This is a genomic window from Leptolyngbya sp. KIOST-1 (genome assembly GCF_000763385.1).
GTDB lineage: Bacteria > Cyanobacteriota > Cyanobacteriia > Phormidesmidales > Phormidesmidaceae > Nodosilinea.
Map to the genome: position 1 here is coordinate 1,940,042 of NZ_JQFA01000002.1, position 24,502 is coordinate 1,964,543.

Below are 24,502 nucleotides of genomic sequence, written 5' to 3' on the forward strand. Positions count from 1 at the left end.
CGCACCCGATTTTCCCCTAAAGATTTTTCTATAAAAATGATTGATTTTTGGTCCACTGGCGGGGGCGATCGCTACACCACAACGGCCTCGGCCTGCTCGCGCAGGCGATCGATCAGGTCCTTCAGGCCGTAGGGGTTGACCCGGTAGCTGAGCGGATGGGCAATCAGCCGGGCGGTACTGTGGTAGAGCACTTCCAGTTCCATCAAGTTGTTCTCCTTCAGGGTTTTGCCGGTCGAGACCAGGTCCACGATCGCCTCCGACATGCCGGTAATCGGCCCCAGCTCCACCGAGCCGTAGAGGGGCACAATTTCCACCGGCAGATCGAGGCTCTGGAAGTAGTCGCGGGCGCAGTTGACGTACTTGGAGGCCACCCGACTGTGGGCGGGCAAATCCAGCGCTGAGCGGTAGGGGCTGTTGGTCTTCACCGCCACCGACAGGCGGCAGCCGCCAAAGCCCAGGTCGGCCAGGTGAGCCACGGCGGGCTTTTTCTCGCGCAGCACGTCGTAGCCCACCATACCCAGCTGGGCCTGGCCGTACTCCACGTACACCGGTACGTCCTGAGCGCGCACCAGCAGCCCTCGGGCTCGGCCGGTGGGATCGGTGATTTGCAGCTGGCGGTTGGCGCTGTCCTGAAACAGGCTGAAGTCGAGGCCCACGGCCTGCAGCAGGCGAATACTGTCTTTTAACATGCCGCCCTTGGGCAGCGCGATGGTGAGCATGGCAGTTTTCCTTAGCGGTGCTCTCAGGCAGATTGAGCAGATTTAATTGGAACAGAAAAGTTGGCAGGTGGGCAGTGCCCACCCGACAGAACCCAATGGATCGACACTACACCCGGAACTTTTCGGTGACGCGGCGCATGGCTTCGTTGACGTTTTCGCGGCTGTTGAAGGCGGAGATCCGGAAGTAGCCCTCCCCTGCGGCCCCAAAGCCGGAGCCAGGGGTGCCGACCACGTGGCAGCTGTGCAGAAGCTTGTCAAAGAAGTCCCAACTGCTCAGGTCGTTGGGGGTTTTGACCCACACGTAGGGGGCGTTGACGCCGCCGTAGACGGCAATGCCTGCGGCGGTGAGCTGCTCACGGATGATGCGGGCGTTCTCCATATAAAAGTCGATCAGGGCGCGAATCTGGGCCTGCCCCTCGGGAGAGTAGACCGCCTCGGCTCCGCGCTGCACAATGTAGGAGACGCCGTTGAACTTGGTGGACTGGCGACGGTTCCACAGCCCGTGGAGGGCGACATCGCTGCCGTCGGCGGCCTTGCCCATCAGGGACTTGGGCACCACCGTCAGGGCGCAGCGGGTGCCGGTAAAGCCCGCATTTTTGGAGAACGAGCGAAACTCGATCGCGCAGTCCCGCGCTCCCTCAATTTCATAAATCGAGTGGGGAATGGTGGGATCGGTGATGAAGGCCTCGTAGGCGGCATCGAACAAAATGATCGAGCCGTGGGCGCGGGCGTAGTTGACCCAGGCCTGCAGGTGTTCTTTGGTGGCTACCGCCCCAGTGGGGTTGTTGGGGAAGCAGAGGTAGATCAGGTCTACTTTTTGGTTGGGAATGCTGGCAGTGAAGGCGTTTTCGGCGCTGATGGGCAGGTAGGTGAGGCCGCCGTACTCCCCCGCTTCATTGGCGGGGCCGGTGTGGCCCGCCATCACGTTGGTATCGACATAGACGGGGTAGACCGGGTCGGTGACGGCGATAGAGTTGTTGCTGCCAAAGATGTCGAGAATGTTGCCGCAGTCGCACTTAGAGCCGTCGGAGATGAAGATCTCGCTGGCGTCGATGTCGCAGCCGCGACTTTGAAAGTCGTGCTGGGCCACTTTTTCCCGCAGCCACAGGTAGCCCTGCTCGGGGCCGTAGCCTTTGAACTGGTCGCGATCGCCCATGTCCTCCACCGCCTTGACCATGGCGGTGCGGCAGGCCTCGGGCAGAGGCTCGGTGACATCGCCAATGCCCAGCTTGATGATCGGCGCGTCGGGGTGGGCCTCGGCAAAGGCGGCAACCCGACGGGCGATTTCAGGGAACAGGTAGCCCGCCTTGAGCTTGAGATAGTTGTCGTTGATGGTGGCCATGGAGCGTTGCGCGGTGGTTTCGGTTACTCAATTAAGGTTACAGCAAGGGTACAGCGCTACGGGAAACCATTGCTGCCCTAGTAGTCTACAAGCTAAACATAGAGGGTCGGTGCGGGTCGGGGTACTAAGCTAGCAAGGCCGGGTTGAGCCCTTGCCCTGGGCCACTGGATTGGGGTGTCACGGTGAGCGCGTTATGGGAGCAGCGTCCAGCGCTACTATGGGGTGTCTCTACTTCTGGCACCGATCATGGATTCTGGCCCTTCCCCCAGCGCCCCCTTCGGCGAAAAACGCTACGAAGGCAAGGCCAAAATTATCTATGCCACCGACGACCCGGCGGTGCTCGTCACCTATTTTAAAGACGATGCCACCGCTTTTAACGCCCAAAAGCGGGGCCAAATTGTCGACAAGGGGCCGATCAACTGCGCCATTTCCACCTATTTGTTCAAGCAACTGGAGGCAGCGGGCATTGCCACCCACTGGCTGGAAACCACGGGCAATCGCACCATGCGGGTCAAAGCCCTCACCATCATTCCCCTGGAGGTGGTGGTGCGCAATCTGGCCGCAGGCAGCCTGTGCAAGCAGACCAACCTGCCCCTGGGCCAGCGTCTGGAGCCAACCCTGGTGGAGTTCTACTACAAGGACGACGCCCTGGGCGACCCGCTGCTGACCGGCGATCGCATCCGCGCCATGGGGATCGCCAGCGAGGAACAGATTGCCACCCTGCGCCGTCTTGCCCTCAGCATCAATCAAGTATTGACCGATTTTTTCCAGGGCTGTGCGATCACCCTGGTCGATTTCAAGCTGGAGTTCGGCCTGGACGGCCAGGGGCAGATCCTGCTGGGGGACGAAATTAGCCCCGACACCTGTCGCCTGTGGGATCAGTCCACCGACGACGCAGCCCAGCGAGTGCTTGACAAGGATCGCTTTCGACAGGATTTAGGCCAGGTTGAAGCCGCCTATCAACGGGTGCTAGAGAAAGTGGCGGCACAATCAACCAGGAATTAGCCCCATCAATGCGGTAGAATTTGTCCGATTGCGGGGGCAACGGCCCGCCCCAGGGCAATTTTTCCTGGTTCTTTGTCGGGGAGATGGGCCCTTGATTGGTGTGTGGACGTGTTTAGCAGGTGTGTTTTAGATGCGGGTATCTCCTAAGTATTTGTTGATAGCTTTGGCCACCTCTGGGCTTGTGGGGCTGGTCGCAGCTCCCGTCCAGGCAGAGCCAGCCGCCCCAGAACTCCAAGGGTCTTCCGCTGAGCTGAGTCAGGCCGCCGAGGCCCCTAGCTCCAGCGCTGCAGCCCTGGTTGTCCCAGCCGCCGCTGGGCCAGACGCTGCGGCAGCGTCCGCCGCCACCCTCGATATTGGCGTCCCCCAGCCCAACCTAGGGGCCAGCCCGGTGGCAGAGGCGCTTCAGGAGGTGATTGACGACTATCGCTCGGCTGAGGCAGGGGTTCCCGAACGCGAATCTGCCGCCGATGCTGCCGCGATCGCCGATTTTCCGAGCGCCCAGCTGGCCCAGACCCCCAGTACTCCGCGCGAAATCTCCCCCGAAGAAGCGCAGCGCATTTTAGATGGAGCCGTGCAGCGCCGCAGTCAGCCGCAGCCCGCCCCCAACCAGCAGGGGCAAACCGCTCCCCCCGCGCCCGATTCCGAAGCGACGGAGGAGCCAGCTGAAGCCGCACCAGCGGCCCCCGCTCAACAACAGGCCGAAGAGCCGCGGGTGTTGGTCGCCGAGGTGCAGGTCCAGGCTATTCAAGGAACCCTCGACCCCGCCCTGGAGAATCTGGTCTTCAGCGTCATTGATACCCAGGCCGGACGCACCACCACCCGGACCCAACTCCAGCAGGACATCAACGATATCTTTGCCACCGGCTTCTTTGCCGATGTCGACGCTCGCCCCGAAGACACCGACCTGGGGGTGCGGGTGACGTTTCTGGTGCAGCCCAACCCGGTGCTCACTGATGTCCGGGTACAGGGAAATCAGGTGTTGCCCCAAGCCGTCGTTGACGACATCTTTGCCGACCAAAGGGGTCAAATCATCAATTTGATCGACTTCCAGGAAGGCATCCTGGAGCTCAACCAGTGGTATCAGAACCAGGGATTTGTGCTGGCCCAGGTGATCGCCGCTCCCCAGGTGTCGCCCCAGGGGGTAGTCACCCTGGAGGTAGCCGAAGGGGTGATTGAGAGTATCGAAGTCCGCTACATCAACGACCTGGGCCAGACCGTTGATGACGAGGGCAACCCGATCCAGGGACGCACCCGGCCATTCATCATCACCCGAGAATTTAATACTCAGCCCGGCGAGGTGTTTAATCAGGCCCAGATTGAGCAAGATTTTCAGCGGGTGTTTGGGCTGGGCATCTTTGATGACGTGGTGCCGGGGCTTGAGCCCGCCGCAAATGACCCCCGCCAGGTCAGACTGATTGTCAACGTGGCTGAGCGCAACACCGGATCGATCGCGGCTGGTCTGGGCTTCAACTTTACCGGTGACCTGTTCGGTACGGTCAGCTTCCGTCAGGACAACTTCGGTGGTAACAACCAGAAGTTCAGTGCCGAGGCCCAGCTCAGCACCCGCGATGTGCTGTTCGACCTGTCCTTTACCGATCCCTGGATTGCGGGCGATCCCTTCCGCACCTCCTACACCGCCACGGCCTTTGCCCGCGCGGCCAACAACCTCAACTTTGACGGTGGCCCCAATGAGATCAACTTGGCGAATGGCGACCAGGTTCGCATTCGCCGTCTGGGGACCGGCATTACCTTTAGCCGTCCCCTGGGGGATGGGTTGACCGTGGCCGTAGGCACTCTAATTCAAAACGTGTCATCCCGCGATGGCGGCGGCACAGTCAACGCTGTGGATGCGGCGGGCAACCCGCTGACCGCCAGTGGTACTGGGGTAGACGACCTGTGGACCTTCCCCATCAGCGCCACCCTCGATCGCCGCAACGACGCCTTTAACCCCACCAGCGGCAGCATTTTGCGCCTCAATACCGAGCAGTCGGTGCCCCTGGGCCGGGGCAGCATCTTCATGAACCGCCTGCGGGGCAGCTACAGCTACTACATTCCCCTCAGCCTGCTGAACTTTGCCGAGGGCCCCCAGGCCCTGGCCCTCAACGTTCAGGCGGGCACCATTGTGGGCGATGTGCCCCCCTACGAAGCCTTTGCCCTCGGCGGCACCAACTCCATCCGCGGCTATGATGAAGGCGAGGTGGGCAGTGGTCGCAGCTACGCCCAGTTCACGGCCGAGTATCGGTTCCCACTGTTCTCTTTCCTGGGTGGGGCGCTGTTTTTGGATATGGGTACCGATCTGGGCAGCGGCAATGCTGTGCCTGGTGCCCCCGGCCCATCGCGGGGCAAACCCGGCAGTGGCATCGGCTACGGAGCTGGGGTACGGCTGTCTACCCCCCTTGGCCCCCTGCGGATCGACTACGGCTTTAACGATCGCGGTCAAGGGCGCATTCACTTCGGCTTTGGGGAGCGTTTCTAATGGCTCAACCTGGTACCGTTCAACCCGACCTGAGGGCTACCTCCACTGAGGATTGGGGCTACACCCCAGCTCAAGCCACCCTGGCACGCGCGGTTGAGCGCCGAGGTGTGGGCCTGCACTCGGGCGCTACGACAGTGGTCACGCTGCATCCGGCCCAGGCCGGACAGGGCCGCTACTTTGTTCGGACTGACCAGCCCGGTCACCCGGTGGTGCCCGTTAGCCTGGAGTCGGTGAACCCCACGCTGCTCTCCACCGAACTCCGCCAGGGAGAGGCTTCGGTGCGCACCGTTGAGCATTTGCTGGCTGCCCTAGTTGGCCTCGGCATCGACAACGTTCGAGTTGAAATCACGGGGCCGGAGGTGCCGCTGCTGGATGGCTCGGCCCTGGGCTGGGTAGAGGCCCTAGAGCAGGCCGGTCGGCAGTTACAGGCTCAACCCCGGGCGGTAGCCCAGCTCAGCCAGCCGGTGACGGTCACCCACGGCGATGCGTTTGTGGCGGCTTTTCCAGCTCCGGCGCTGCGGTTTACCTATGGCATTGACTTCGAGGTTGCAGCCATTGGCAACCAGTGGTTTAGCTGGGCCTACGGTGGCGAACCCTTCGGTCCTGAAGGGTTCGCCACCACGGTTGCCCCGGCCCGCACCTTTGGCCTGGCGCACCAGGTCGACCAGCTGCGGGCCAGCGGTCTGATTCAGGGCGGTAGCCTGGACAATGCCCTGGTGTGCGGTGAGCAGGGTTGGCTCAATCCACCGCTGCGGTTTGACAATGAGCCCGCTCGCCACAAAATGCTCGACTTGATCGGAGATTTAAGCCTGCTGGGAGGGCTGCCGATGGCCCATATTGTCGCCTACAAGGCCAGTCATCGCCTGCATGGTGAGCTGGCGGCGGCGCTGGTCCCGCACCTGGTCTATGGCGAGGGTACCCTCTAGTGGCAAAATCAAGCTAGGCCAACGGTCTACTCTACCTATTGTTCTGACTCTCCCACTGTGATTGACGTAACTGTATCGAGCCCTGTGACCACCACCCTAGATTCGATCGAAACGGCGGCTGCGGCCAGCCCTGTTAAAACCTGCTACAGCGCCGAGGAAGTCCATGCGCTGCTGCCCCACCGCTATCCCTTCGCCCTGGTCGATCGCATTGTCGACTACGTGCCGGGCAAGCAGGCGGTGGGCCTTAAAAATGTCACCTTTAACGAGCCCCACTTCCAGGGCCATTTCCCTGGTCGTCCGATTATGCCTGGGGTGCTGATTGTGGAAGCCATGGCCCAGGTTGGCGGCATTGTGCTGATGCAGGTGCCGGGGGTGGAGGGGCTGTGTGTGTTTGCTGGCATCGACAAGGTGCGGTTTCGCCGCCCGGTGGTGCCTGGCGATCAGCTGGTAATGACGGTGGAGCTGCTGGCCATCAAGCGGCTGCGGTTTGGCAAAATGTACGGTCGCGCTGAGGTCGATGGGCAGCTAGTCTGCGAGGGGGAACTGATGTTCTCGGTGGTGGATTCTCCAGCGGCTTCCCAAGGGTAGTAGGTAAATAATGTGTCTATGTTGCAAACCCTGGGTTCTGGAGGCGGGCCGTTGACTACCCTGATTCATCCTACGGCAGTGGTTCATAGCGGTGCTCAGCTGCACCCCACGGTGAAGGTTGGCCCCTACGCCGTCATCGGTGAGCAGGTGACGGTCGGGGCCGGCACCGAAATTGGTGCCCATGTGGTGATCGACGGCGACACTACGATTGGAGCGCAGAACCGCATTTTTCCTGGGGCAGCCATTGGTCTGGAGTCCCAGGACCTCAAGTACGATGGCTCCATGAGCCGGGTGATCATCGGCGACAACAACCTGATTCGGGAGTACGTCACCATCAACCGCGCCACCGATGCGGGGGCTGTGACGCTCTTGGGCAGTAATAACCTGCTGATGGCCTATTCCCACGTGGCCCACAACTGCGTGGTGGAGGACAACGTGATTATCGCCAACTCGGTGGCGTTGGCAGGCCATGTGTACGTGGAGGCAGGGGCGCGGATCAGCGGTTTGGTGGGGGTGCACCAGTTTGTGCACGTCGGTCGGCTGGCGATGATTGGCGGGCTCAGCCGCATCGATCGCGATGTTCCCCCCTACACCCTGATCAACGGCAACCCGGCCCAGGTGCGGGGGTTGAACCAGGTGGGGTTACAGCGGGCGGGGCTGACCGCCGATGCCCAGATCTATCGCGAGCTGAAGCAGGCCTACCGCCTGGTGTACCGCTCCGGTGAGTCGGTCACTGACGCGGTCGAAAAGCTGCACCACCACGAGGGCAACGACCTGGTCAATCACTTTAGCCAGTTTTTGCGGGCGGCGCTGAAGCCCGATCGCCGTGGCTTGACCCCCGGTCGGCGCGTAAGCAAGCACAGCGATGACGACTAATCTGGAAGCCCAATCGGCCATGGCAAGTCCCAGGCGGCAGAAGATTTTTATTAGCACGGGCGAGGTGTCTGGGGATTTGCAGGGAGCCCTGCTGATCGAGGCGTTGCGCGATCGCGCCCGCGATCGCAATTTGGCCCTCGACATTACCGCCCTGGGGGGGCCGCGCATGGCCCAGGCAGGGGCGACCCTGGTGGGGGAAACCACCGGCATTGGCTCGGTGGGCATTTTTGAGGCCCTGCCCTACCTGCTGCCCACCCTGCGGCTGCAGCGGCTGGCCAAACAGGCCCTCGATGCCAGCCCGCCCGACATCGCCGTTTTGATCGACTACATGAACCCCAATCTGGTGATGGGCGACTACCTCAAAACCCATCACCCCCAGGTGCCGGTGGTCTACTACATTGCTCCCCAGCAGTGGGTATGGGCCTTTTCTGCAAAAGACACCCAGCGGCTGGTGCGCTGTAGCGATCGCATGCTGGCCATTTTCAAAGCCGAGGCCGACTACTATCAGGGCTTTGGAGCTGAGACCACCTGGGTGGGCCATCCCCTGGTCGATCGCTACCCCGCCCCCGCCGACCAGGCCGCCGCTCGCCAGCAGCTGGGGCTGCCGCCGGGGGCTCCGGTGGTGACGCTGCTGCCCGCCTCCCGGCGCCAGGAGGTCAAGTACCTGATGCCGGTGCTGCTCCAGGCGGCGCAGATCATTCAGGCTCAGTGCCCCGAGGTCACCTTTTTGCTGCCGGTGTCGATTCCGTCGCTCCAGACCAGCTTTGAGCAGGGGTTGGCTGACTACGGGCTACGGGGAAGGGTGGTTACCGACGGCAGTCAGGCGGCGATCGCCGCCGCCGATGTGGCAATTACCAAATCGGGCACCGCCAATCTGGAAATTGCCCTGATGGATGTGCCCCAGGTGGTGGCCTACCGAATTCACCCCCTCAGCGCCCGCATTGCCCACTACCTGCTCAAGTTTGACGTGCCCTACGTGTCGCCCGTCAACCTGGTGGTGAACCAGGCGGTGGTGCCCGAATTTTTGCAGTGGCAGGCTACCCCCGAGGCGATCGCCGCCGCCGCCCTCACCCTGCTACAGGACGAAACCGCCCGCCAGACCATGCGATCGGGCTATGCCAAAATGCGGGAAGAACTGGGGCCGCCCGGAGCCTGCCAGCGCACCGCCGACCTGATTCTGGACGCGCTGGCCGAACCCCAGGCGTTAGAATTGGCCTGAAACTGTTGAAGCGTTCCTAAAGTCACTACAATTATGATGCTTTGCCGGAGATAGGTCATTCTGTTTAACGGCGCTGCCCAAGGGCGCTGTCTCAGTGAACAGCATGACCTGTCGAGATAGGAGGACCCTAGTGAATATAACTGAGCTCTTTGCCCGTGGCGGCATCGCCATGTGGCCGCTGCTGCTACTGTCAATTTTGGCCGTGGGCACCATTCTGGAGCGGATCTGGTTTTGGTCGCGCATTCTGACCCGCGAGCGCGAAGTCTCGGGCCGAGTGCTGGAGGCCGCCCGCCGCGACTGGCCCGCCGCTGGCGAAATTGCCCAGCGCTCCAGTCTCCTCCCCATGGGTCGCTTCCTGTCCGCTCCGCTCAAGCTGCAATCCCCCGACCCCGAGGTGTTTCGCCTGGCCCTGGAGACCGCCGCCAACGAAGAGCTGGCGATCATGGGACGAGGCGACAAGATTTTAGAAGCGGTTATCGCCCTGGCCCCGCTGCTGGGGCTGCTGGGTACGGTGCTGGGGCTGATCAACTCCCTGGGGTCGATTCAGATCAGCGATCTGGGCAGCGGCGACGCCACCGCCGGCACCTCCCTGGGCATCAGCGAAGCCCTGATCAGCACCGCCGCTGGCCTAGTAATCGCCATTACGGCCCTGGCCTTTTATCGCCTGTTTCAGGGGTTTATTTTTGGGCAGGCCAAGATGTTTCGTCAGGCGGGCAGTGAGCTAGAACTGCTCTACCGCCAGAGTTGGGCCCAGCGCCACGGCCTGTCTCCGGTGCCGGAACCCCTGCCTCCGGTTGGCCCCGTGGCCCCAGCGGGAACCAATTCGGCTACGGTTGACGGTGTGCCCTCGACGGAGATTCCCTCGCCATGAAAGTAGACCTGCTCGACACGCCCTCCGAGGACGTCCGGCTGGAAATTATCCCGCTGATCGACGTTATTTTCTGCATATTGACGTTTTTCATTCTGGCGGCAGTGGGCCTGACTCGCCAGCAGGCCATCGACCTCGACCTGCCCACCGCTCAAACGGGGCAACCGCTGCCTGGCCAGATTGGGCAGGGAGGCGATCGCCTCTACGTCAGCGTCGATGACCTGGGCCAGGTCTACCTCGACCAGCAGCCCGTCAGCCTCGATTTGCTCACCGATGTGCTGCTGCAGTTCAACCAGGTCAACCCCGGCGGGCTAATTGTGCTCTATGCCTCCCGCGGGGCCCGCTACGAGGATGTGGTAGCCGTGCTCGACCGGCTGCGGGCAGTGGGGGGCGATCGCGTGGCCCTGGCCACCCTGCCCAGCGACACCAGCCTGGGGCCTGGGGAAACCCAGCCCGGCCTGGACGATCCCACCCTGTTTCCAGAGGGGTTTCCCAATGACTTCCCCGACGATTTTCCCAACGGGTTTCCCCAGGATGGCCCAGGCGGTCAATCGTTGCCCCCTGGCTTTGGCCAGCCCGGTGGCGATCCCTTTGCGCCCGGTTCACCGCTGTTCCCAAATGAACCCACTTCGCCCCTTCAGCCTGCCCCTGCCCCGATCCAACCGCAGCCCTCAAACTGAAGACCACCGCAGGCCAGTACTCTGTCAAACCTAAGTTTGTAGGTTGGGTGGCGCGCTAGCAGAACCCAGCCAGGCTGACTGCCGTTGGGTTACACTCCATTTCACCCAATCTACGAGAACGCTAATGTTTAGCGTTGACGCTGCACTAGTGCAGCCTGGTAGGCGTAGAACTACCTTTGCCGGAGGATCAGGTTTGAGGTTCCAGGGATCAGGAATGATGGACTGACTGAAGCCGTTCAGGAATAGAAAAAATGTCACCCCTAAGATAGATACCAGCTGTCCCCGCTTTCCAGTTTGATGGACAAACCTGGGTTAGCCGGTGCTGAGCCCTAGGGTTCAGAGTTCGCATAGACTGCTATACAGTCCACTGCTATAGCCATCGCCAGAACCGTTAGGACACGTCCCATATCCCTGGAAAAGTGGCTTTACGCCATTGCGATGTTCCACTTACCGTCAGGGCCGGGGCTTCTGTCCTAAGCGCAATGGCCATCGCTGTTTATCTGGCACTGGTTACGCGGCAAGCCTGGGAGCGTTAGAATTCCAGGCTTTGCTTTGCTTAACAGATCTTTTTTGAGATTTTTAAACCTCGGCCGGCGTCGGTTGGGTCTCGTTCTTTTAGCCCTGGCCGTTACGGTTGGGGCCCTGCTATTTGGGGCCTACGTGCGGGCCCAGCAGCCCGTCACGATTTCCTTTTTGCTGCGGGCCGTGGAGGCCGACCAGATGCAGGGGTTGGCGGAGCAATTCATGGCCGAAAACCCCGACATCCGCATTGAAATGGTGCGTGGCCCCAACGCCGCCGACGCAGTAGAAAATCTCTATACCACCTCCTTTTTGCTGGGCGATTCCCCCTACGACATCCTGTTTTCTGACGTCGTGTGGATTCCCAAATTTGCCGCCGCCGGGTGGCTGATCGACCTCTCCGATCGCGTCAGCGAGGCGGAACTGGAGGAATTTCTCCCCGCCGATGTGGCCGCCGGGGTCTACCAAGACGGCCTGTACCGGATGCCCTTCCGATCGGACATGGGCATGCTCTACTACCGCACTGACCTGTTAGATCAGGTGGGCATGGAACCGCCGGAAACCTTTGACGACCTGCTGGCCGCCTCGGCGGCGATCCAGAGCGAAACCGATGTGGACTGGGGCTTTGTCTGGCAGGGGTTGCAGTACGAGGGCATCGTCACCAACTATGTGGAGCTGGTGGCGGGCTTCGGCGGATTCTGGATTGACCCGGAGACCCTGGAGGTGGGGCTGGACCAGCCGGCGGGGATTCAGGCGGCGGAATTTATGCGCTCGCTGATCAGCGAGCGGGTCTCGCCGCCGGGGGTGACCAACTACATCGAAGAGGACGCCCTGCGCCAGTTTGAGAACGGCAATACCGCATTTATGCGCAACTGGCCCTATGCCTGGGCCGAGGTCAACCGGGAGGGGTCGGCGGTGGCGGGCAATGTGGGCATCAAGCCCATGGTCCATGCCGAGGGCCAGCAGCCCGCCGCTACCCTTGGTGGCTGGGGCTTTGGCATCTCCGCCACGACGCCCCACCCCGAGGAAGCCTGGCGGGTGGTGGAATTTTTCACCAGCCCCGGCCCGATGAAAGACTTCATCACCGAATTTACCTACGTGCCCAGCCGTCGGGCCCTGTTTACCGACCCCGACGTGCTGGCGGAGTTGCCCCACTACGAGCAGCTGCTGGAGGTGGCCGAAACCACCATTCCCCGGCCCCCGGTGGGGCAGTACGCCCAGCTCTCTGACATTCTGCAACGCTACCTCAGCGCCACCATCTCCAACCAGATGACGCCGGAGGCTGCAATGCGGGCGGCGGCGGGGGAAAGCCGCCGGGTACTGGGCACTGAAGCCTAGCGAGACATGCGACCATCCCCAGGGGCAGGGCCCACACTGGGGGCTCAGGAGACACCGATGACTACCACCAAAGACTACATTCGCCAGCGGGAACAACGAACGGGCTGGCTCCTGCTGGCCCCGGCGCTGCTGCTGCTGCTGTTTGTCTATGCCTTTCCGATTTTGCGGGCGTTTTGGCTGAGTTTTTTTACCGAAAACCTCAGCACCAATCTGCAACCGGTATTCAGCGGCCTGGACAACTACGCGCTGATGGTGCAGGATGGCCGCTTTTGGCAGAGTATGCGCAACACGGCGGTGTTTACCGTGTTTACCCTGCTGTTTGAGCTGCTGCTGGGCCTGGCCATTGCCCTGACGTTGGATCGGGCCTTTCGGGGCCGGGGGCTGGTGCGCACGGTGGCAATTTTGCCCTGGGCCCTGCCCACCGCCCTGATTGCCCTGGCCTGGCGCTGGATTTTTAACACCGAGTTTGGCGTGTGGAATGACCTGCTGCTGCGGCTGAATCTGATCAACAGCCCGGTGAACTGGTTGGGGGAACCCTTCTGGGCCATGGTGGCGGTAATTGCCGCCGATGTGTGGAAGACCACCTCCTTTGTGGCGATTCTGCTGCTGGCGGGGTTGCAGTCGATTTCCCAGGACCTCTACGAAGCCCACGCCCTGGATGGGGCCAGCCCCTGGCAAAGCTTCCGGCAAATCACGCTGCCGCTGATTGCGCCGCAGATTGTGATTGCCATGCTGTTTCGCTTTGCCCAGTCCTTTGGCATCTTCGACCTGATTGCGGTGATGACCGGCGGCGGCCCCGGCGGGGCGACGGAAATGGTGTCGATCTATATCTACGCGGCGGTGATGCGCTACCTGGACTTTGGCTACGGCGCGGCCCTGGTGACCGTGACCTTTGTGGTGCTGGTGGCGGTGGTAGGGCTGACCTGGCTGTACCTCTCGCGCCTGCGGGCTAGGACTGAATAACTAAAGCGAATAACTAGGCCCTACCCCTACCCATCCACCCCCTACCCATCCACCCATCCCATGACCACCCTTCCCACCACCACTACTACCGCGCCCGAATCCCGCGATCGCGATCGCGCCTTTCGCTGGATGCGCCTGCTGCTGTGGCTGGCGATCGCCTTTACGGTGATTTTCAGCCTGCTGCCGGTGATCTGGCAGGTGCTGACCTCGATTAAGACCAACGCCGCCATCACCCAAACCCCGGTGGTCTACCTGCCCCGACTCGACCAGCTGACCCTGACCCACTACGTGGATCTGTTTCGGCTCAACCAGTTCCACATCTACATGTTCAACAGCGCCCTGGTGGCGGTGATTTCCACGCTGCTGTGTCTGGCGCTGGGGTCGCCTGCGGCCTACGCCCTGGCCCGGCTGCGAATTCCTGGGGAGCAGGCGATCCTGGCGGTGGTGCTGATTGTGACGCTATTCCCCTACATTTTGCTGTTTTTGGGCCTGCTGGAGGTGGTGCGGGCCTTTGGGCTGGCCAACAACTACCTGGCGCTGATCATTCCCTACACCGCCATCAACCTGCCGCTGACGATTTTGGTGATGCGCAGCTTCTTTCAGCAGTTGCCCAAAGATCTGGAAGACTCGGCCCGGGTGGACGGCTACAACACCCTGCAAATGCTGGGGCGCATTGTGCTGCCCATGACCCTGCCCGCCCTGGTCACCACCGGCATTCTGGCCTTCATTTTTGCGTGGAATGAGTACCTGTTTGCCCTCACCTTCATGACCCGCGAAGAGATGAAAACCATTCCCGTAGCCGCAGCCCAGCTCGGCGGCACCACCCTGTTTGAAGTGCCCTACGGCCCCCTGGCCGCCGCTACGGTGGTCGGCACCCTGCCCCTGGTGCTGCTGGTGCTGTTCTTCCAGCGCCGCATCGTGCAGGGCCTCACTTCAGGGTCGGTGAAGGGGTAGGTGGGTGGATGGGTGGATGGGTGGATGGGTGGATGAGCGCTAAAAATCTATAGCTTCACCCATTCACTCCCCACTCATCCACTCCCTACTCATCCACTCCCCACCCATCCACTCCCCACTCATCCACCCGCCCACTCACCCACTCCCCGCCCATCCACCCCCCCACTCGCCCACTCCCTTCCCGCCCACTCTCCCACCCATCCACTCAACTACGATCATGGCCAAACTCGAACTGCAAGACATCACCAAAGCCTACAGCCGCGACATTGTGCCGGTAAAACGGCTCAACCTGGCGGTAGAAGACCAGGAATTTTTGACCCTGGTGGGGCCGTCGGGCTGTGGTAAATCGACGATTTTGCGGCTGATTGCGGGGCTGGACCAGCCCACCGAAGGCCGGGTGGTGATCGGCGATCGCGATGTCAGCCCGCTGCCGCCGGGCGATCGCAACATCGCCATGGTGTTCCAGAGCTACGCCCTCTACCCCCACATGACCGTGGGCGAAAACATTGCCTCGGGGCTCAAGCTGCGCCACCTGCCCTCGGGCGACATTCAAAAGCGGGTGCAGGAGGTGTCTGGGCTGCTGGGCCTCGACCCCCTGCTCAGTCGCAAACCGGCCAAGCTGTCGGGGGGACAGCGCCAGCGGGTGGCCCTGGCCCGGGCTCTGGTGCGCGACCCCGATGTATTTTTGCTCGACGAGCCGCTCAGCAACCTAGACGCCCTGCTGCGGGAGCAGGTGCGGGCCGACCTGAAGCAGATCTTTGCCGACCAAAAATCGCCCATTGTCTACGTCACCCACGACCAGACCGAGGCCATGACCCTCTCCACCAAGGTGGCGGTGCTGAACAACGGCTACCTGCAGCAGCTGGGCCACCCCCACGAAATCTACAAAACCCCGGCCAATCGGTTTGTGGCCAGCTTCATCGGCAGCCCCCAGATGAACCTGATTCCCCTCAGCCGCACGGGTAACGATGTGGCTTTGGGCAAGTTTCGGGTACCGCTGCCGCGTGGGGTGTCGTCTGCCTCGGTGATCCTGGGCATTCGCCCCGAGCACCTGCGACTGCCCCGCGAAGGGGATGCCCTCACGGTTACAGGCAGCGTGTTTTTGGTAGAAAACCTGGGCATGCACGACCTGGTCAGCCTCCGAGTACAGGGCGACCCAAATCTTACCCTGCGCGCCATTCTCCCCGCCGATGCCACCTGGAGCCAGGAAAATTTGACCCTGGCCCTGCCGCCAGACACCATTCACTGGTTCGACGGCGAAACCGAACAGCGGCTTACGGTTTAGGAAGCATGGGCTTAGAATTTGAGGTGTAACAAACCTGCACCGTTATGAGCCCAACTTAGTATTTCTGCTATGCTGCCGACGCTGCAAAACGCCTACCAGTATGCGCTGGACAACAGCGATCGCCTCCTCACCGCCGTGCAACAGCACCTGCTGCTGGTGGCGGTGCCCCTGGCGATTGGGCTACTGGTGGGGCTGCCATTGGGGCTGTGGAGTGCGCGATCGCGCGCTGTCTCCACCGTCATGCTGAACGGCTTCAACGCGCTGCGGGTAATCCCTAGCCTGGCGGTGCTGTTTCTGGCGGTGCCGGTGCTGGGGCTGAACTTTTCCTCGGCGGTACTGGCCCTTACCCTGCTGGTAATGCCGCCTATCTTAATCAGTACCGACGTGGCGTTTCGCAATATCAGCCCCGCCATTCGCGAGGCGGCAATCGGCATGGGTATGCCCCCCAGCGATATTCTTAAAACTGTCGAAATTCCCCTGGCGCTGCCGGTGATCATTGCAGGCATCAAAACCGCTACGGTGGAGGTGATCGCCAGCGCGACCCTGGCGGCCTTCGTCGGCGCAGGCGGGCTGGGAGCCTTTATTGTGCTGGGCTTTGCCGCCTACGACCCGGCAATTTTGCTGGTAGGGGCGGTACCCGTAGCGCTGCTGGCGCTGCTGGCGGAGGTGGGGCTGAGCGCGGTGCAGCGAGCCGCCCAGGCTCCAGGCGGGGAAGGCAGTTACACAAATAGAGGCTAGCTAATCCGCTGGGACGTGGCTGGAGAAGACGTAGATGCGCTGGCTTTCCAGGCTGCCGCAGAGGTCGGAGGGTTTGACGGTTTCGGCGGTGGGTGCCCCGTCGCGCTGGAACACCTGGCGATCGAGTTTGACCTGCAAGCCGCTGAAGGGATCGCTGCCGCCGGAGATCAGAAACGCCAGCTGGTCGATGTCGGCCCAGGCGGCGAGTTTGTCGAGCAGGGTGGCGATCGCCTGCATTTTCGGCTCATTACAGTCGCGGTACCAGGCGTCGGCCCCCGCATCCGTTACCCCCTCCAGGCCCAAATTGACAATCACATCGGGCTGGCTGAATAGAGCCGCAGCCACCGGGCGGGCCTCCTCTTGCAGCATCAGCCCCAGCGACTGGGCCAGGCCACGTAGCTGCTCTAGCTTTTGGTAGCGGTCCTGGACCGTCAGCCCCGTGCTGCGCCAGTGAATCGCCACTGTGGCCAGGTAGGTGTGCATCAGCAGGTGGCCCAGCTTTTGGGCCTTGGTGGCCAGATAGCCCGAGTTGTAGGGGGTCGCCTCGATAATCAGCGGCACCCGGTTCACCATCTCCAGGCCATAGCCTTTGATACCCGCAATTTTGCGGGGGTTGTTGGTGATCAGACAAAACTGCTTGACGCCGATGTCGTTGAGGATTTGCGCCCCGACACCGTAGTTGCGCTGGTCCACGGGCAGGCCCAGCTTTTCGTTGGCCTCCACCGTATCGAGGCCCATATCCTGGAGCGAGTAGGCCTTGAGCTTGTTCACCAGGCCAATGCCGCGCCCCTCCTGGCGCAGGTAGACTACCACGCCCCGCCCGGCAGCATCGATCATTTTGAGCGCCGCCTGGAGCTGCATGCGGCAGTCGCAGCGCAAAGAGCCAAAGGCGTCGCCCGTGAGGCATTCGGAGTGAACCCGCACCATCACCGGCTGGTCGGCGAAGGTGGCGGGGTCGCCTTTGACCATGGCCACGTGCTCAGAACCATCCAGCAGGTTGCGGTAAGCGTAAATGGCAAACTCACCAAACTGGGTGGGCATGGTGGCGACAGCCTCGCGCTGCACAAAGCGCTCGTGCTGCAAGCGGTAGCTGATCAAATCAGCGATGCTGATCAGCTTGAGGCCAAAGGTTTTAGCGTAGTCCACCAGCTCGGGCAGCCGCGCCATCGAGCCATCGGGATTTTGAATTTCGCAGATTACGCCAGCGGGGTACAGCCCGGCCAGCCGGGCCAGATCGACCCCCGCCTCGGTGTGGCCCGCCCGCTTCAGCACGCCGCCGTCTTTGGCCCGCAGCGGAAAAATGTGGCCGGGACGGCGCAGATCCTGGGGACGGGCGTTGGGGTTGATGGCGACTTGAATGGTGCGGGCGCGATCGTCGGCGGAAATGCCGGTGGTGACGCCCCAGCTGAGGGCGGCATCGATGCTGACGGTGAAGGCGGTCTGCTCGTTTTCGTCTTCAAAGGCGCTGGGGCTGACCATCAGCGGCAGGTCGAGCTGGTCGAGCCGTTCTCCGGTCATGGCCAGGCAGATCAGCCCCCGCGCTTCCACCGCCATGAAGTTGATGATGTCGGGGGTGGCAAACTGGGCGGCGCAGATCACATCGCCCTCGTTCTCGCGGTTCTCGTCGTCAACAACGACAATCGATTTCCCGGCGGCCAGGTCGTGGAGGGCCAACTCAATCGAATCAAACTGAAATTCGGAGGTGGATTGGCTGGCGGCTTCGGGCATCTCCGAGGTTGAGTCAAGCACGGTGGGGCTGGCCTTTATAACGTACGTTCACTCTTAAAATTTTAGGGCGTGTGATCAATTCCCGCTGAAACCCCGCTGGTCATAACCTTGCCACGCCCGACCCAAAAACAGCCCCTGGCTTTACCGCTTCTGCTTCCCGGGGTGACGACCGAATGCGGGTCAGATTCGGATGCCCTTGGGGCGATCGCCAGTCCCGGTCCCAGCATTCTAAACAACCATGTTGAACTGGAATTACTGGTTTACTATTACAGTGCTTATCCAAGGGAGGCGGTCGCGGTTGACTATCCCCCGGTTGATGGGCCACACCCTCTTTTACCCGGCAAAATGCCCGCCCTAGAACCATGAGTGAGTCAGCAGCAGGAAAAATTCAGGTCGGTATTGTGGGGGCATCGGGCTATGGAGGGGTGCAGTTGGTGCGCCTGCTGAGCCAGCACCCTGAGGTAGAACTGGTATATCTGGGCGGCGACAGCAGCGCCGGGCAGCCCTACACCGAGATCTACCCTCACCTGGCCGAGTCGGTCAATTTGACGGTGGAGGCGGTCGATTTGGACGCGATCGCCCAGCGCTGTCAGGCCGTCTTCCTCTCGCTGCCCAACGGATTGGCCTATACCATGGCCCCCACCCTGCTGGAGCGGGGCTGCAAGGTGCTCGATCTGTCCGCCGACTACCGGTTTGAAAATTTGAACACCTACCAGGCTTGGTACGGCGGCGAGCGCAGCGATCAGGTCACCGCCGCCGAAGCCGTCTATGGGCTACCGGAACTATTCCGCGATCGCATTCGCGATGCCCGCCTGGTGGGCTGCCCCGGCTGCTACCCCACCGCCAGCCTGTTGGGCATTGCGCCCCTGCTCAAGCAGGGGCTGGCCCAGCCCGAAACCCTGATCATCGACGCCAAGTCGGGTACCTCCGGCGGCGGACGAGTAGCCAAAACCGGCATGCTGCTAGCCGAGGCGAGCAACTCCCTCGGGGCCTACGGCGTTGCTCGCCACCGCCACACCCCCGAAATTGAGCAGATTTGCACTCATCTGGCCCGCCACGAGGTTATGGTGCAGTTTACCCCCCACCTGATTCCCATGGTGCGGGGGATTCTGGCCACGATCTATGCCACCCTGCGCGACCCCGGCCTGGTGCGCGACGATCTGCTCACCATCTACAGCGCCTTCTACCGCGCTTCCCCCTGGGTGACGGTGCTGCCCAACGGCACCTACCCCCAAACCAAGTGGGCCTGGGGCACCAACCGCTGCTACATTGGGCTCGAAACCGACCCCCGCACCGGGCGAGTGATTGTCATGTCCGCGATCGACAACCTGATGAAGGGTCAGGCCTCCCAGGCGGTGCAGTGCTTCAACCTGATGATGGGGCTGGAAGAAGGGCTGGGGCTGCCTACCACGACGTTTTATCCGTAGCGGAGCCTGTAGGTGGGTGCGCTTAAGCAGGAGATGCTGGTTGAGGTGGAAGTGGGTATACGGTGCAAGGTCTAAGGTGCAGGGCTCGCACCGTGTACCGTAAACCGCAAACCCCCTTCTTACAATTAATTGGACTCAGCTACTTAGCCCCTTAGACCTGTGCCTGTTATCAGGTCACGCACCCACCCAATCCCCTCAATCTGTCCAAACAATCTGGCGCTCCGAGCGGCTGCGGTAGCCCGTTTGTTCCTGAATAATGCGCCCGGCCTGGGCGGGGTCAAAGTAGCGGTCAAAGTCAGACCGCAGGCGGGTGTTAGCGGCTTCTGCCTCGGCCAAGCTGGCTCTGGCCACTTCGAGCTGCTCCACCTGTGCTTGCAGGTGAGGTACCAGTCGCCCCAGGGAGACCGCCGCCACCAGGGTCAAAAATAAGTTCATCCCCAAGCGGGCACTGACCTCAAAGGTGGGGGTGTGACGGGCCAGACGCCGGAGAGGGGTGGTCCGTCGCTGACGCCGAACAGGTTTGCGTGGGGGGGACGAGATCGGCGGCGGACGACGAGAAGGCGAAAGGCTCATAGGGTAGGTGCTCTAAGCTGGCCTTCATTATGCCTGAGAATAATCAGAATAAACGCGATCGCACCGCCAATCTGAGGCTTTTCTTTTGCGGCCAAAATCAAGCTGCGTTTGGGTCACAGCGTACCGCTTTAAAGGCTCTTTATCCACGTAAGCATTGCGGAAACTTGATAGTTGAGTTTGGGGTTAAGGCATAATGAAAGCAACGGAGTCCCTGCCCCATGCCCCGAAGACTTTTTATTGGCGATATACACGGTCACTACGACGGCCTACAGCGGCTGTGGGATGCGATCGCGCCTGAGTCCGACGACGAGATTTACTGCGTCGGTGATTTGATCGATCGCGGCCCCAAGAGTGCCGATGTGGTCGATTTCATTCGCCGCCACGCCACCAACTGCGTGCGGGGCAACCACGAGCAGCTCATCCTCGACACCTTCATCGACGGCAAAATCAATCCCCCCACTCTTCAGGGTTGGATCTTTAGCGGCGGCCAGGCCACTCTTACCAGCTACCATGGCGCCGCTTCTACCCTGGAAGACCACCTGGAGTGGCTGCGGCAGCTTCCCCTCTATATCGACTTGGGTGACCTGTGGCTGGTGCACGCCGGGGTCAACCCCATGCTGCCCATCGCCGAGCAGAGCAGCTACGAAATGTGCTGGATTCGCGAAACTTTCCACAGCAGCCTGACGCCCTTTTTCTCCGACAAGCTGATCATCACCGGGCACACCATTACGTTCACATTCCCCGGCGTAGACCCCGGTCAAATTGTCGCTGGGCGCGGCTGGCTCGATATTGACACCGGCGTCTACCATCCCCGCAGCGGCTGGCTCACGGCGCTCGACTGGGATAACCAGATCGTCTACCAGGTGAATGTGTTTGAACCGATCGAACGGGTGCGATCGTGCGCCGAGGCGATCACCTACCTCGACCCTACGTTGATCAAAAAGCGCCCCCGCCATGTGGCCACCCGCGCCGCATTTTAGGGGAACCACCTATACTGAAGCGCTCGGGCAAGTCGCCTTCAATGACGGTTTTGATTGCGGTGGCAATTTCCGCCCAGGTCTCGTCTGAAACAAAGCCCAGCCTGCGAACAAACCGCTGTAGATCACCTCCTCTGAGCTGACGCGCATCAATGGCAGAGAGCTTGCTCAACGCTGCGTCAACATAGCCATCGCCGGTCTCTGCATCACCCCAAGGCACTGGCCTGGATGGTGATAGCTCTAATAGCGATTTATACAGAATTACAAAAAGCGGTATATTGCCAGGGGCAGCTAAACGACCAATAAATCATACGAGTTTCTTAGATTAGCATTCCCCTGGAGCAGACCTTTAAAGGATTTTGGTGTTGAGTTTAAGGTTGTTTGCCGTCGCTCAAGCAAACTGTTAGGACAAAGAATTCCGTTGGTGAGCGAAGCACTAGGGAGTCAGTGATGACAGACAGTAAGCCTCTCAAAACAGGCCATTGTAGATGTGGGCAGGTTCAGTTTGAAGTCAGGGCAGAATCGCTGATGACTATGGCGTGCCACTGCACCGGGTGCCAGCGCATGACCGCCAGCGCCTTTAGCTTGAGCACGCTGTATCCCAGCAGCGAGTTCAGGGTAACCCAGGGGGAGACCGTCATCGGCGGGCTGCACGGGGCAACCCGTCACTATTTCTGTGCCCACTGCATGAGCTGGCTATTCACGCGCCCCGAGGGCATGGATGACTTCGTCAACGTGCGATCGACGATGATGGAAGACGCGCAATCTTTCAGCCCATTCATCGAGACCTACACCGACGAAAAGCTGCCGTGGGCAACGACCTCTGCCGTCCACAGCTTTGAAAAATTTCCGCAGCCAGAGAATTTTCCGGCGCTGCTCGCGGAGTTTGCCGAACAACCTGATTAACTGACAGTTAGACCCCAGAGTTTTTTCAAAAACTCTGGGGTCTGTTAAGGGAGGCAACATTTAGCGGATCAGGTTAGCGATCGCCCCCCGTACTGGCCAATATCCGCTCCGTCAGCTTCTCGGGCACCGGGTCGAGGTGATCGTAGGTCCATTTAAAGAAGCCCACGCCCATGGTCAGCGACCGGAGTTCCAAAATCATGGTTTGCATTTCGGCCTGGGGCAGGTGCCCCGTCACCACATCCCAGCCGGGCCAGTCAGCCTTGCCCTCGTAGCCCAAAATCTGGCCACGCCGACCCGTGATCAGCTTCAACACGTTGGAGGTGTAGAGGCTGGGCACCGAAATTTCGACCTGGGCAATGGGTTCGAGTAGGGTAGGGGTGCAGGCGGCCAGTCCCTCCTGCATGGCGAGGCGGGCCGCCTGCTTAAAGGCATTGTCGGAGCTATCGACGTTGTGGTACGAGCCATTGGTGAGCGTCACCGCCACATCCACCACCGGGAAACCCAGCGGCCCGTGGTCGAGGTACTCGCGCACGCCGGTTTCGACGCTGGGGATGTACTGCTTGGGCACCACGCCGCCTACGATGGTGTCGCTAAAGGCAAAGCCATCGCCGCGCGGCAGCGGCTGAATGGAGAGGTACACATCGCCAAACTGGCCGTGGCCACCGCTCTGGTGCTTATAGCGCCCGTGCACCGACTCCTTGGCCTGGCGAATAGTCTCTTTGTAGGGCACCTGGGGCAGGTGGGTGGCCATAGGCAGGTTGTACTTGCGGCTGAGGCGATCGATCGCCAGCTTCAGGTGTACATCGCCCTGGCCCCAGAGAATCACCTCGTGGGTGTCGCCGTGCTGCTCCCAGAAGAGCGAGGGGTCTTCTTCCAGCAGCTTGGTGAGGGCGGCGCTGAGCTTGACTTCGTCGCTGCGCTTGGCGGGGGTAATGGCCAGGGCGTAGACCGGATCGATTGCCGGGGCTTTGGGCAGCAGGGTGTCGGGGGTGCCTTGGGGCGTGAGGGTGTCGCCCGTCTGGGCACCCTCCAGACGAGCGACGGCCACAATCCGGCCCGCTTCGGCCCGGCTGAGGCTGTTTTGCTGGGTGCCCATCAGGTCGTAGAGGCCGCCCATGCGGTCCCCATTCAGGCTATCGCCATCTTTCAACTCACCGCACCACACCCGCACCAGCGACAGCTTGCCGCCCTGGGGCGTGTAGTAGGTCTTGAGCACCTGGGCCAGGGTGGCATCGTCGCAGGTAATGCCACGGCGATCGCAGGTCACGCTCGGTTCGGGCGCTTCTTTCACCAGCGCGTCGAGCAGGGGCCGCACGCCGTAGTCGGCCAGGGCCACGCCAATAAACACGGGCACAATCAGGTCGGCCCCCAGCTCCATTTTCAGGTCGCGAACAATTTCGTCTTCGGGGGGAGTAATGTCCTCCAGCAGTTCTTCGAGCAAGTGATCGTCGTAGTCGGCCAGGGTTTCGAGCATTTCGGCGCGGGCGGCCTGTTCCTCTGCCTGAAGCGAAGGGGGCAGCGGCACAGGGTCGGCGGGGGCACCGGGATGGTAGTGAAAAGCTTGCTCAGTCACCAGGTCGATAAAGCCCACCAGGTCGTGGTTTTGGCGAATCGGGTACTGCTGCGGAATTACCGGGCGCGAGGACACCTGGCGCAGGGCGGCTAGTACCTCGGCAAAGGTGCCGTTGGCGCGATCGAGCTTGTTGATCCAGATCAGGTGCGGAATTTCCCAGGTGTCGAGAAATTGCAACAGGGGCGAGAGGGTGAGGACCTTGTTGGGGTCGGCTTCGCAAACCACGATCGCCGCATCGACTCCCATCAGGGCATGGTTGGTTTCCTGCTGAAGCTCTACCGAGCCGGGGCAGTCAACGAACGTAAAACAAATGCCGCCGTACTCAGTACTGGCGGCATTTAGTTCAACGGTCATGGCGCGGGCGCGGGCCTCCGGGGAGCTATCGCCGAGGGTATTGCCCTCATCGACGCTGCCCTTGCGGGTAATGGCTCCCGTGACCGAGAGCATGCTTTCTAAGAGGGTCGTCTTACCGCTGGAGTAAGCACCTACCAGCGCCACATTGCGCCGGTTTGAAAGGACGTTTTGGGTCATCATAAACTCCTTGCCATGTAGCGATGGCATGTAGAGAAAGGCCTACCAAATGCAGGCTCGACGAGCTTGATGTGAAGCGACTCAGCTGTGTCTAACCTCAGATTAACTCGACCCTAAACCCTTGCTTAACCAGGTTCTAGAAAGTTCACCTGTTGAAGTTTTGTGGTAAAGCTTGTCGTGGGTTTTATCGGTATGTAAAGAGGGGCGCAACAGTAGGGGCAAACGGTGTTTGCCCAGCCCCAACCAGGGGTTAACTAAGGCAAATTCAGGATCAAACGTCCTGGACAGCAG

Annotated in this window: 21 protein-coding genes; 16 read left to right on the forward strand and 5 right to left on the reverse strand. The window is 61.3% G+C overall.

The genetic code is table 11. The annotated features are described in order from the left end of the window. Positions 1–71: 71 nt before the first annotated feature. Entirely contained in the window at positions 72–719 is a 648-nt protein-coding gene (gene hisG / locus NF78_RS08570; protein WP_035985756.1) for an ATP phosphoribosyltransferase, read from the reverse strand. Positions 720–825: 106 nt separating this feature from the next. Then, positions 826–2,061 carry an LL-diaminopimelate aminotransferase gene (locus NF78_RS08575; RefSeq protein ID WP_035985757.1) on the reverse strand — a complete coding sequence of 412 codons (1,236 nt, stop codon included), beginning with the start codon at positions 2,059–2,061 and terminating at the stop codon, positions 826–828. 246 nt (positions 2,062–2,307) lie between these two features. Here NF78_RS08575 and purC point away from each other — a divergent pair, with 246 nt between their 5' ends. The 13 genes from purC to NF78_RS08640 all read left to right on the forward strand — a co-directional run bounded on the left by purC (position 2,308) and on the right by NF78_RS08640 (position 16,496). Then, positions 2,308–3,066 (forward strand): phosphoribosylaminoimidazolesuccinocarboxamide synthase, encoded by a 759-nt coding sequence (purC, locus tag NF78_RS08580; protein WP_035985758.1) that lies wholly within the window; start codon positions 2,308–2,310, stop codon positions 3,064–3,066. Positions 3,067–3,196: 130 nt separating this feature from the next. After that, positions 3,197–5,542 (forward strand): BamA/TamA family outer membrane protein, encoded by a 2,346-nt coding sequence (locus NF78_RS08585; protein WP_035985759.1) that lies wholly within the window; start codon positions 3,197–3,199, stop codon positions 5,540–5,542. Next, positions 5,542–6,468 (forward strand): UDP-3-O-acyl-N-acetylglucosamine deacetylase, encoded by a 927-nt coding sequence (gene lpxC, locus NF78_RS08590; protein ID WP_081972556.1) that lies wholly within the window; start codon positions 5,542–5,544, stop codon positions 6,466–6,468. The genes NF78_RS08585 and lpxC overlap by 1 nt, the downstream gene beginning before the upstream one ends. 105 nt (positions 6,469–6,573) lie before the next feature. Next, a complete protein-coding gene (gene fabZ / locus NF78_RS08595) occupies positions 6,574–7,056 on the forward strand; it encodes a 3-hydroxyacyl-ACP dehydratase FabZ (protein WP_225885345.1) in 483 nt (160 codons plus the stop codon). 18 nt (positions 7,057–7,074) lie between these two features. Then, positions 7,075–7,932: an acyl-ACP--UDP-N-acetylglucosamine O-acyltransferase gene (gene lpxA / locus NF78_RS08600; protein WP_072016026.1), complete on the forward strand. Its 858-nt coding sequence runs from the start codon at positions 7,075–7,077 to the stop codon at positions 7,930–7,932. After that, on the forward strand, positions 7,922–9,151 hold the full coding sequence (lpxB, locus tag NF78_RS08605; RefSeq protein WP_225885260.1) for a lipid-A-disaccharide synthase: 1,230 nt from the start codon (positions 7,922–7,924) through the stop codon (positions 9,149–9,151). Before lpxA ends, lpxB begins: the two co-directional genes overlap by 11 nt. Before the next feature lie 130 nt (positions 9,152–9,281). Beyond that, complete coding sequence (locus NF78_RS08610; protein ID WP_081972557.1) at positions 9,282–10,022, forward strand: MotA/TolQ/ExbB proton channel family protein; 741 nt, start codon at positions 9,282–9,284, stop codon at positions 10,020–10,022. Beyond that, complete coding sequence (locus NF78_RS08615; protein ID WP_035985762.1) at positions 10,019–10,699, forward strand: ExbD/TolR family protein; 681 nt, start codon at positions 10,019–10,021, stop codon at positions 10,697–10,699. Before NF78_RS08610 ends, NF78_RS08615 begins: the two co-directional genes overlap by 4 nt. 600 nt (positions 10,700–11,299) lie before the next feature. Further along, positions 11,300–12,556, forward strand: a complete 1,257-nt coding sequence (locus NF78_RS08620) for an ABC transporter substrate-binding protein (protein WP_156119704.1) — start codon at positions 11,300–11,302, stop codon at positions 12,554–12,556. 57 nt (positions 12,557–12,613) lie between these two features. Further along, a complete protein-coding gene (locus tag NF78_RS08625) occupies positions 12,614–13,519 on the forward strand; it encodes a carbohydrate ABC transporter permease (protein ID WP_035985764.1) in 906 nt (301 codons plus the stop codon). A gap of 60 nt (positions 13,520–13,579) precedes the next feature. After that, positions 13,580–14,473 (forward strand): carbohydrate ABC transporter permease, encoded by an 894-nt coding sequence (locus tag NF78_RS08630; RefSeq protein WP_035985765.1) that lies wholly within the window; start codon positions 13,580–13,582, stop codon positions 14,471–14,473. 217 nt (positions 14,474–14,690) lie between these two features. Beyond that, positions 14,691–15,758 (forward strand): ABC transporter ATP-binding protein, encoded by a 1,068-nt coding sequence (locus NF78_RS08635; RefSeq protein WP_035985766.1) that lies wholly within the window; start codon positions 14,691–14,693, stop codon positions 15,756–15,758. A gap of 69 nt (positions 15,759–15,827) precedes the next feature. Continuing rightward, entirely contained in the window at positions 15,828–16,496 is a 669-nt protein-coding gene (locus NF78_RS08640; RefSeq protein ID WP_035985767.1) for an ABC transporter permease, read from the forward strand. On the opposite strand, the gene ribBA is transcribed toward NF78_RS08640, so the two are convergent. Further along, entirely contained in the window at positions 16,497–18,245 is a 1,749-nt protein-coding gene (ribBA, locus tag NF78_RS08645) for a bifunctional 3,4-dihydroxy-2-butanone-4-phosphate synthase/GTP cyclohydrolase II (protein WP_318655455.1), read from the reverse strand. 341 nt (positions 18,246–18,586) lie between these two features. Here ribBA and argC point away from each other — a divergent pair, with 341 nt between their 5' ends. Then, positions 18,587–19,651 carry an N-acetyl-gamma-glutamyl-phosphate reductase gene (argC, locus tag NF78_RS08650; RefSeq protein WP_035985769.1) on the forward strand — a complete coding sequence of 355 codons (1,065 nt, stop codon included), beginning with the start codon at positions 18,587–18,589 and terminating at the stop codon, positions 19,649–19,651. 195 nt (positions 19,652–19,846) lie between these two features. Here argC and NF78_RS31010 read toward each other — a convergent pair whose 3' ends face one another. Then, positions 19,847–20,224, reverse strand: coding sequence for a hypothetical protein (locus NF78_RS31010; protein WP_156119705.1), 378 nt, complete (start codon positions 20,222–20,224; stop codon positions 19,847–19,849). Between the two features lie 218 nt (positions 20,225–20,442). Between NF78_RS31010 and NF78_RS08660 the strand changes: the two genes are divergently transcribed. Both NF78_RS08660 and NF78_RS08665 read left to right on the forward strand, forming a co-directional pair. Beyond that, complete coding sequence (locus tag NF78_RS08660) at positions 20,443–21,204, forward strand: metallophosphoesterase (RefSeq protein ID WP_035985771.1); 762 nt, start codon at positions 20,443–20,445, stop codon at positions 21,202–21,204. Between the two features lie 525 nt (positions 21,205–21,729). Further along, positions 21,730–22,107 carry a GFA family protein gene (locus NF78_RS08665; protein WP_263970571.1) on the forward strand — a complete coding sequence of 126 codons (378 nt, stop codon included), beginning with the start codon at positions 21,730–21,732 and terminating at the stop codon, positions 22,105–22,107. Positions 22,108–22,180: 73 nt separating this feature from the next. On the opposite strand, the gene NF78_RS08670 is transcribed toward NF78_RS08665, so the two are convergent. Then, entirely contained in the window at positions 22,181–24,211 is a 2,031-nt protein-coding gene (locus NF78_RS08670; protein ID WP_035989160.1) for an elongation factor G, read from the reverse strand. Between the last annotated feature and the right edge of the window lie 291 nt (positions 24,212–24,502).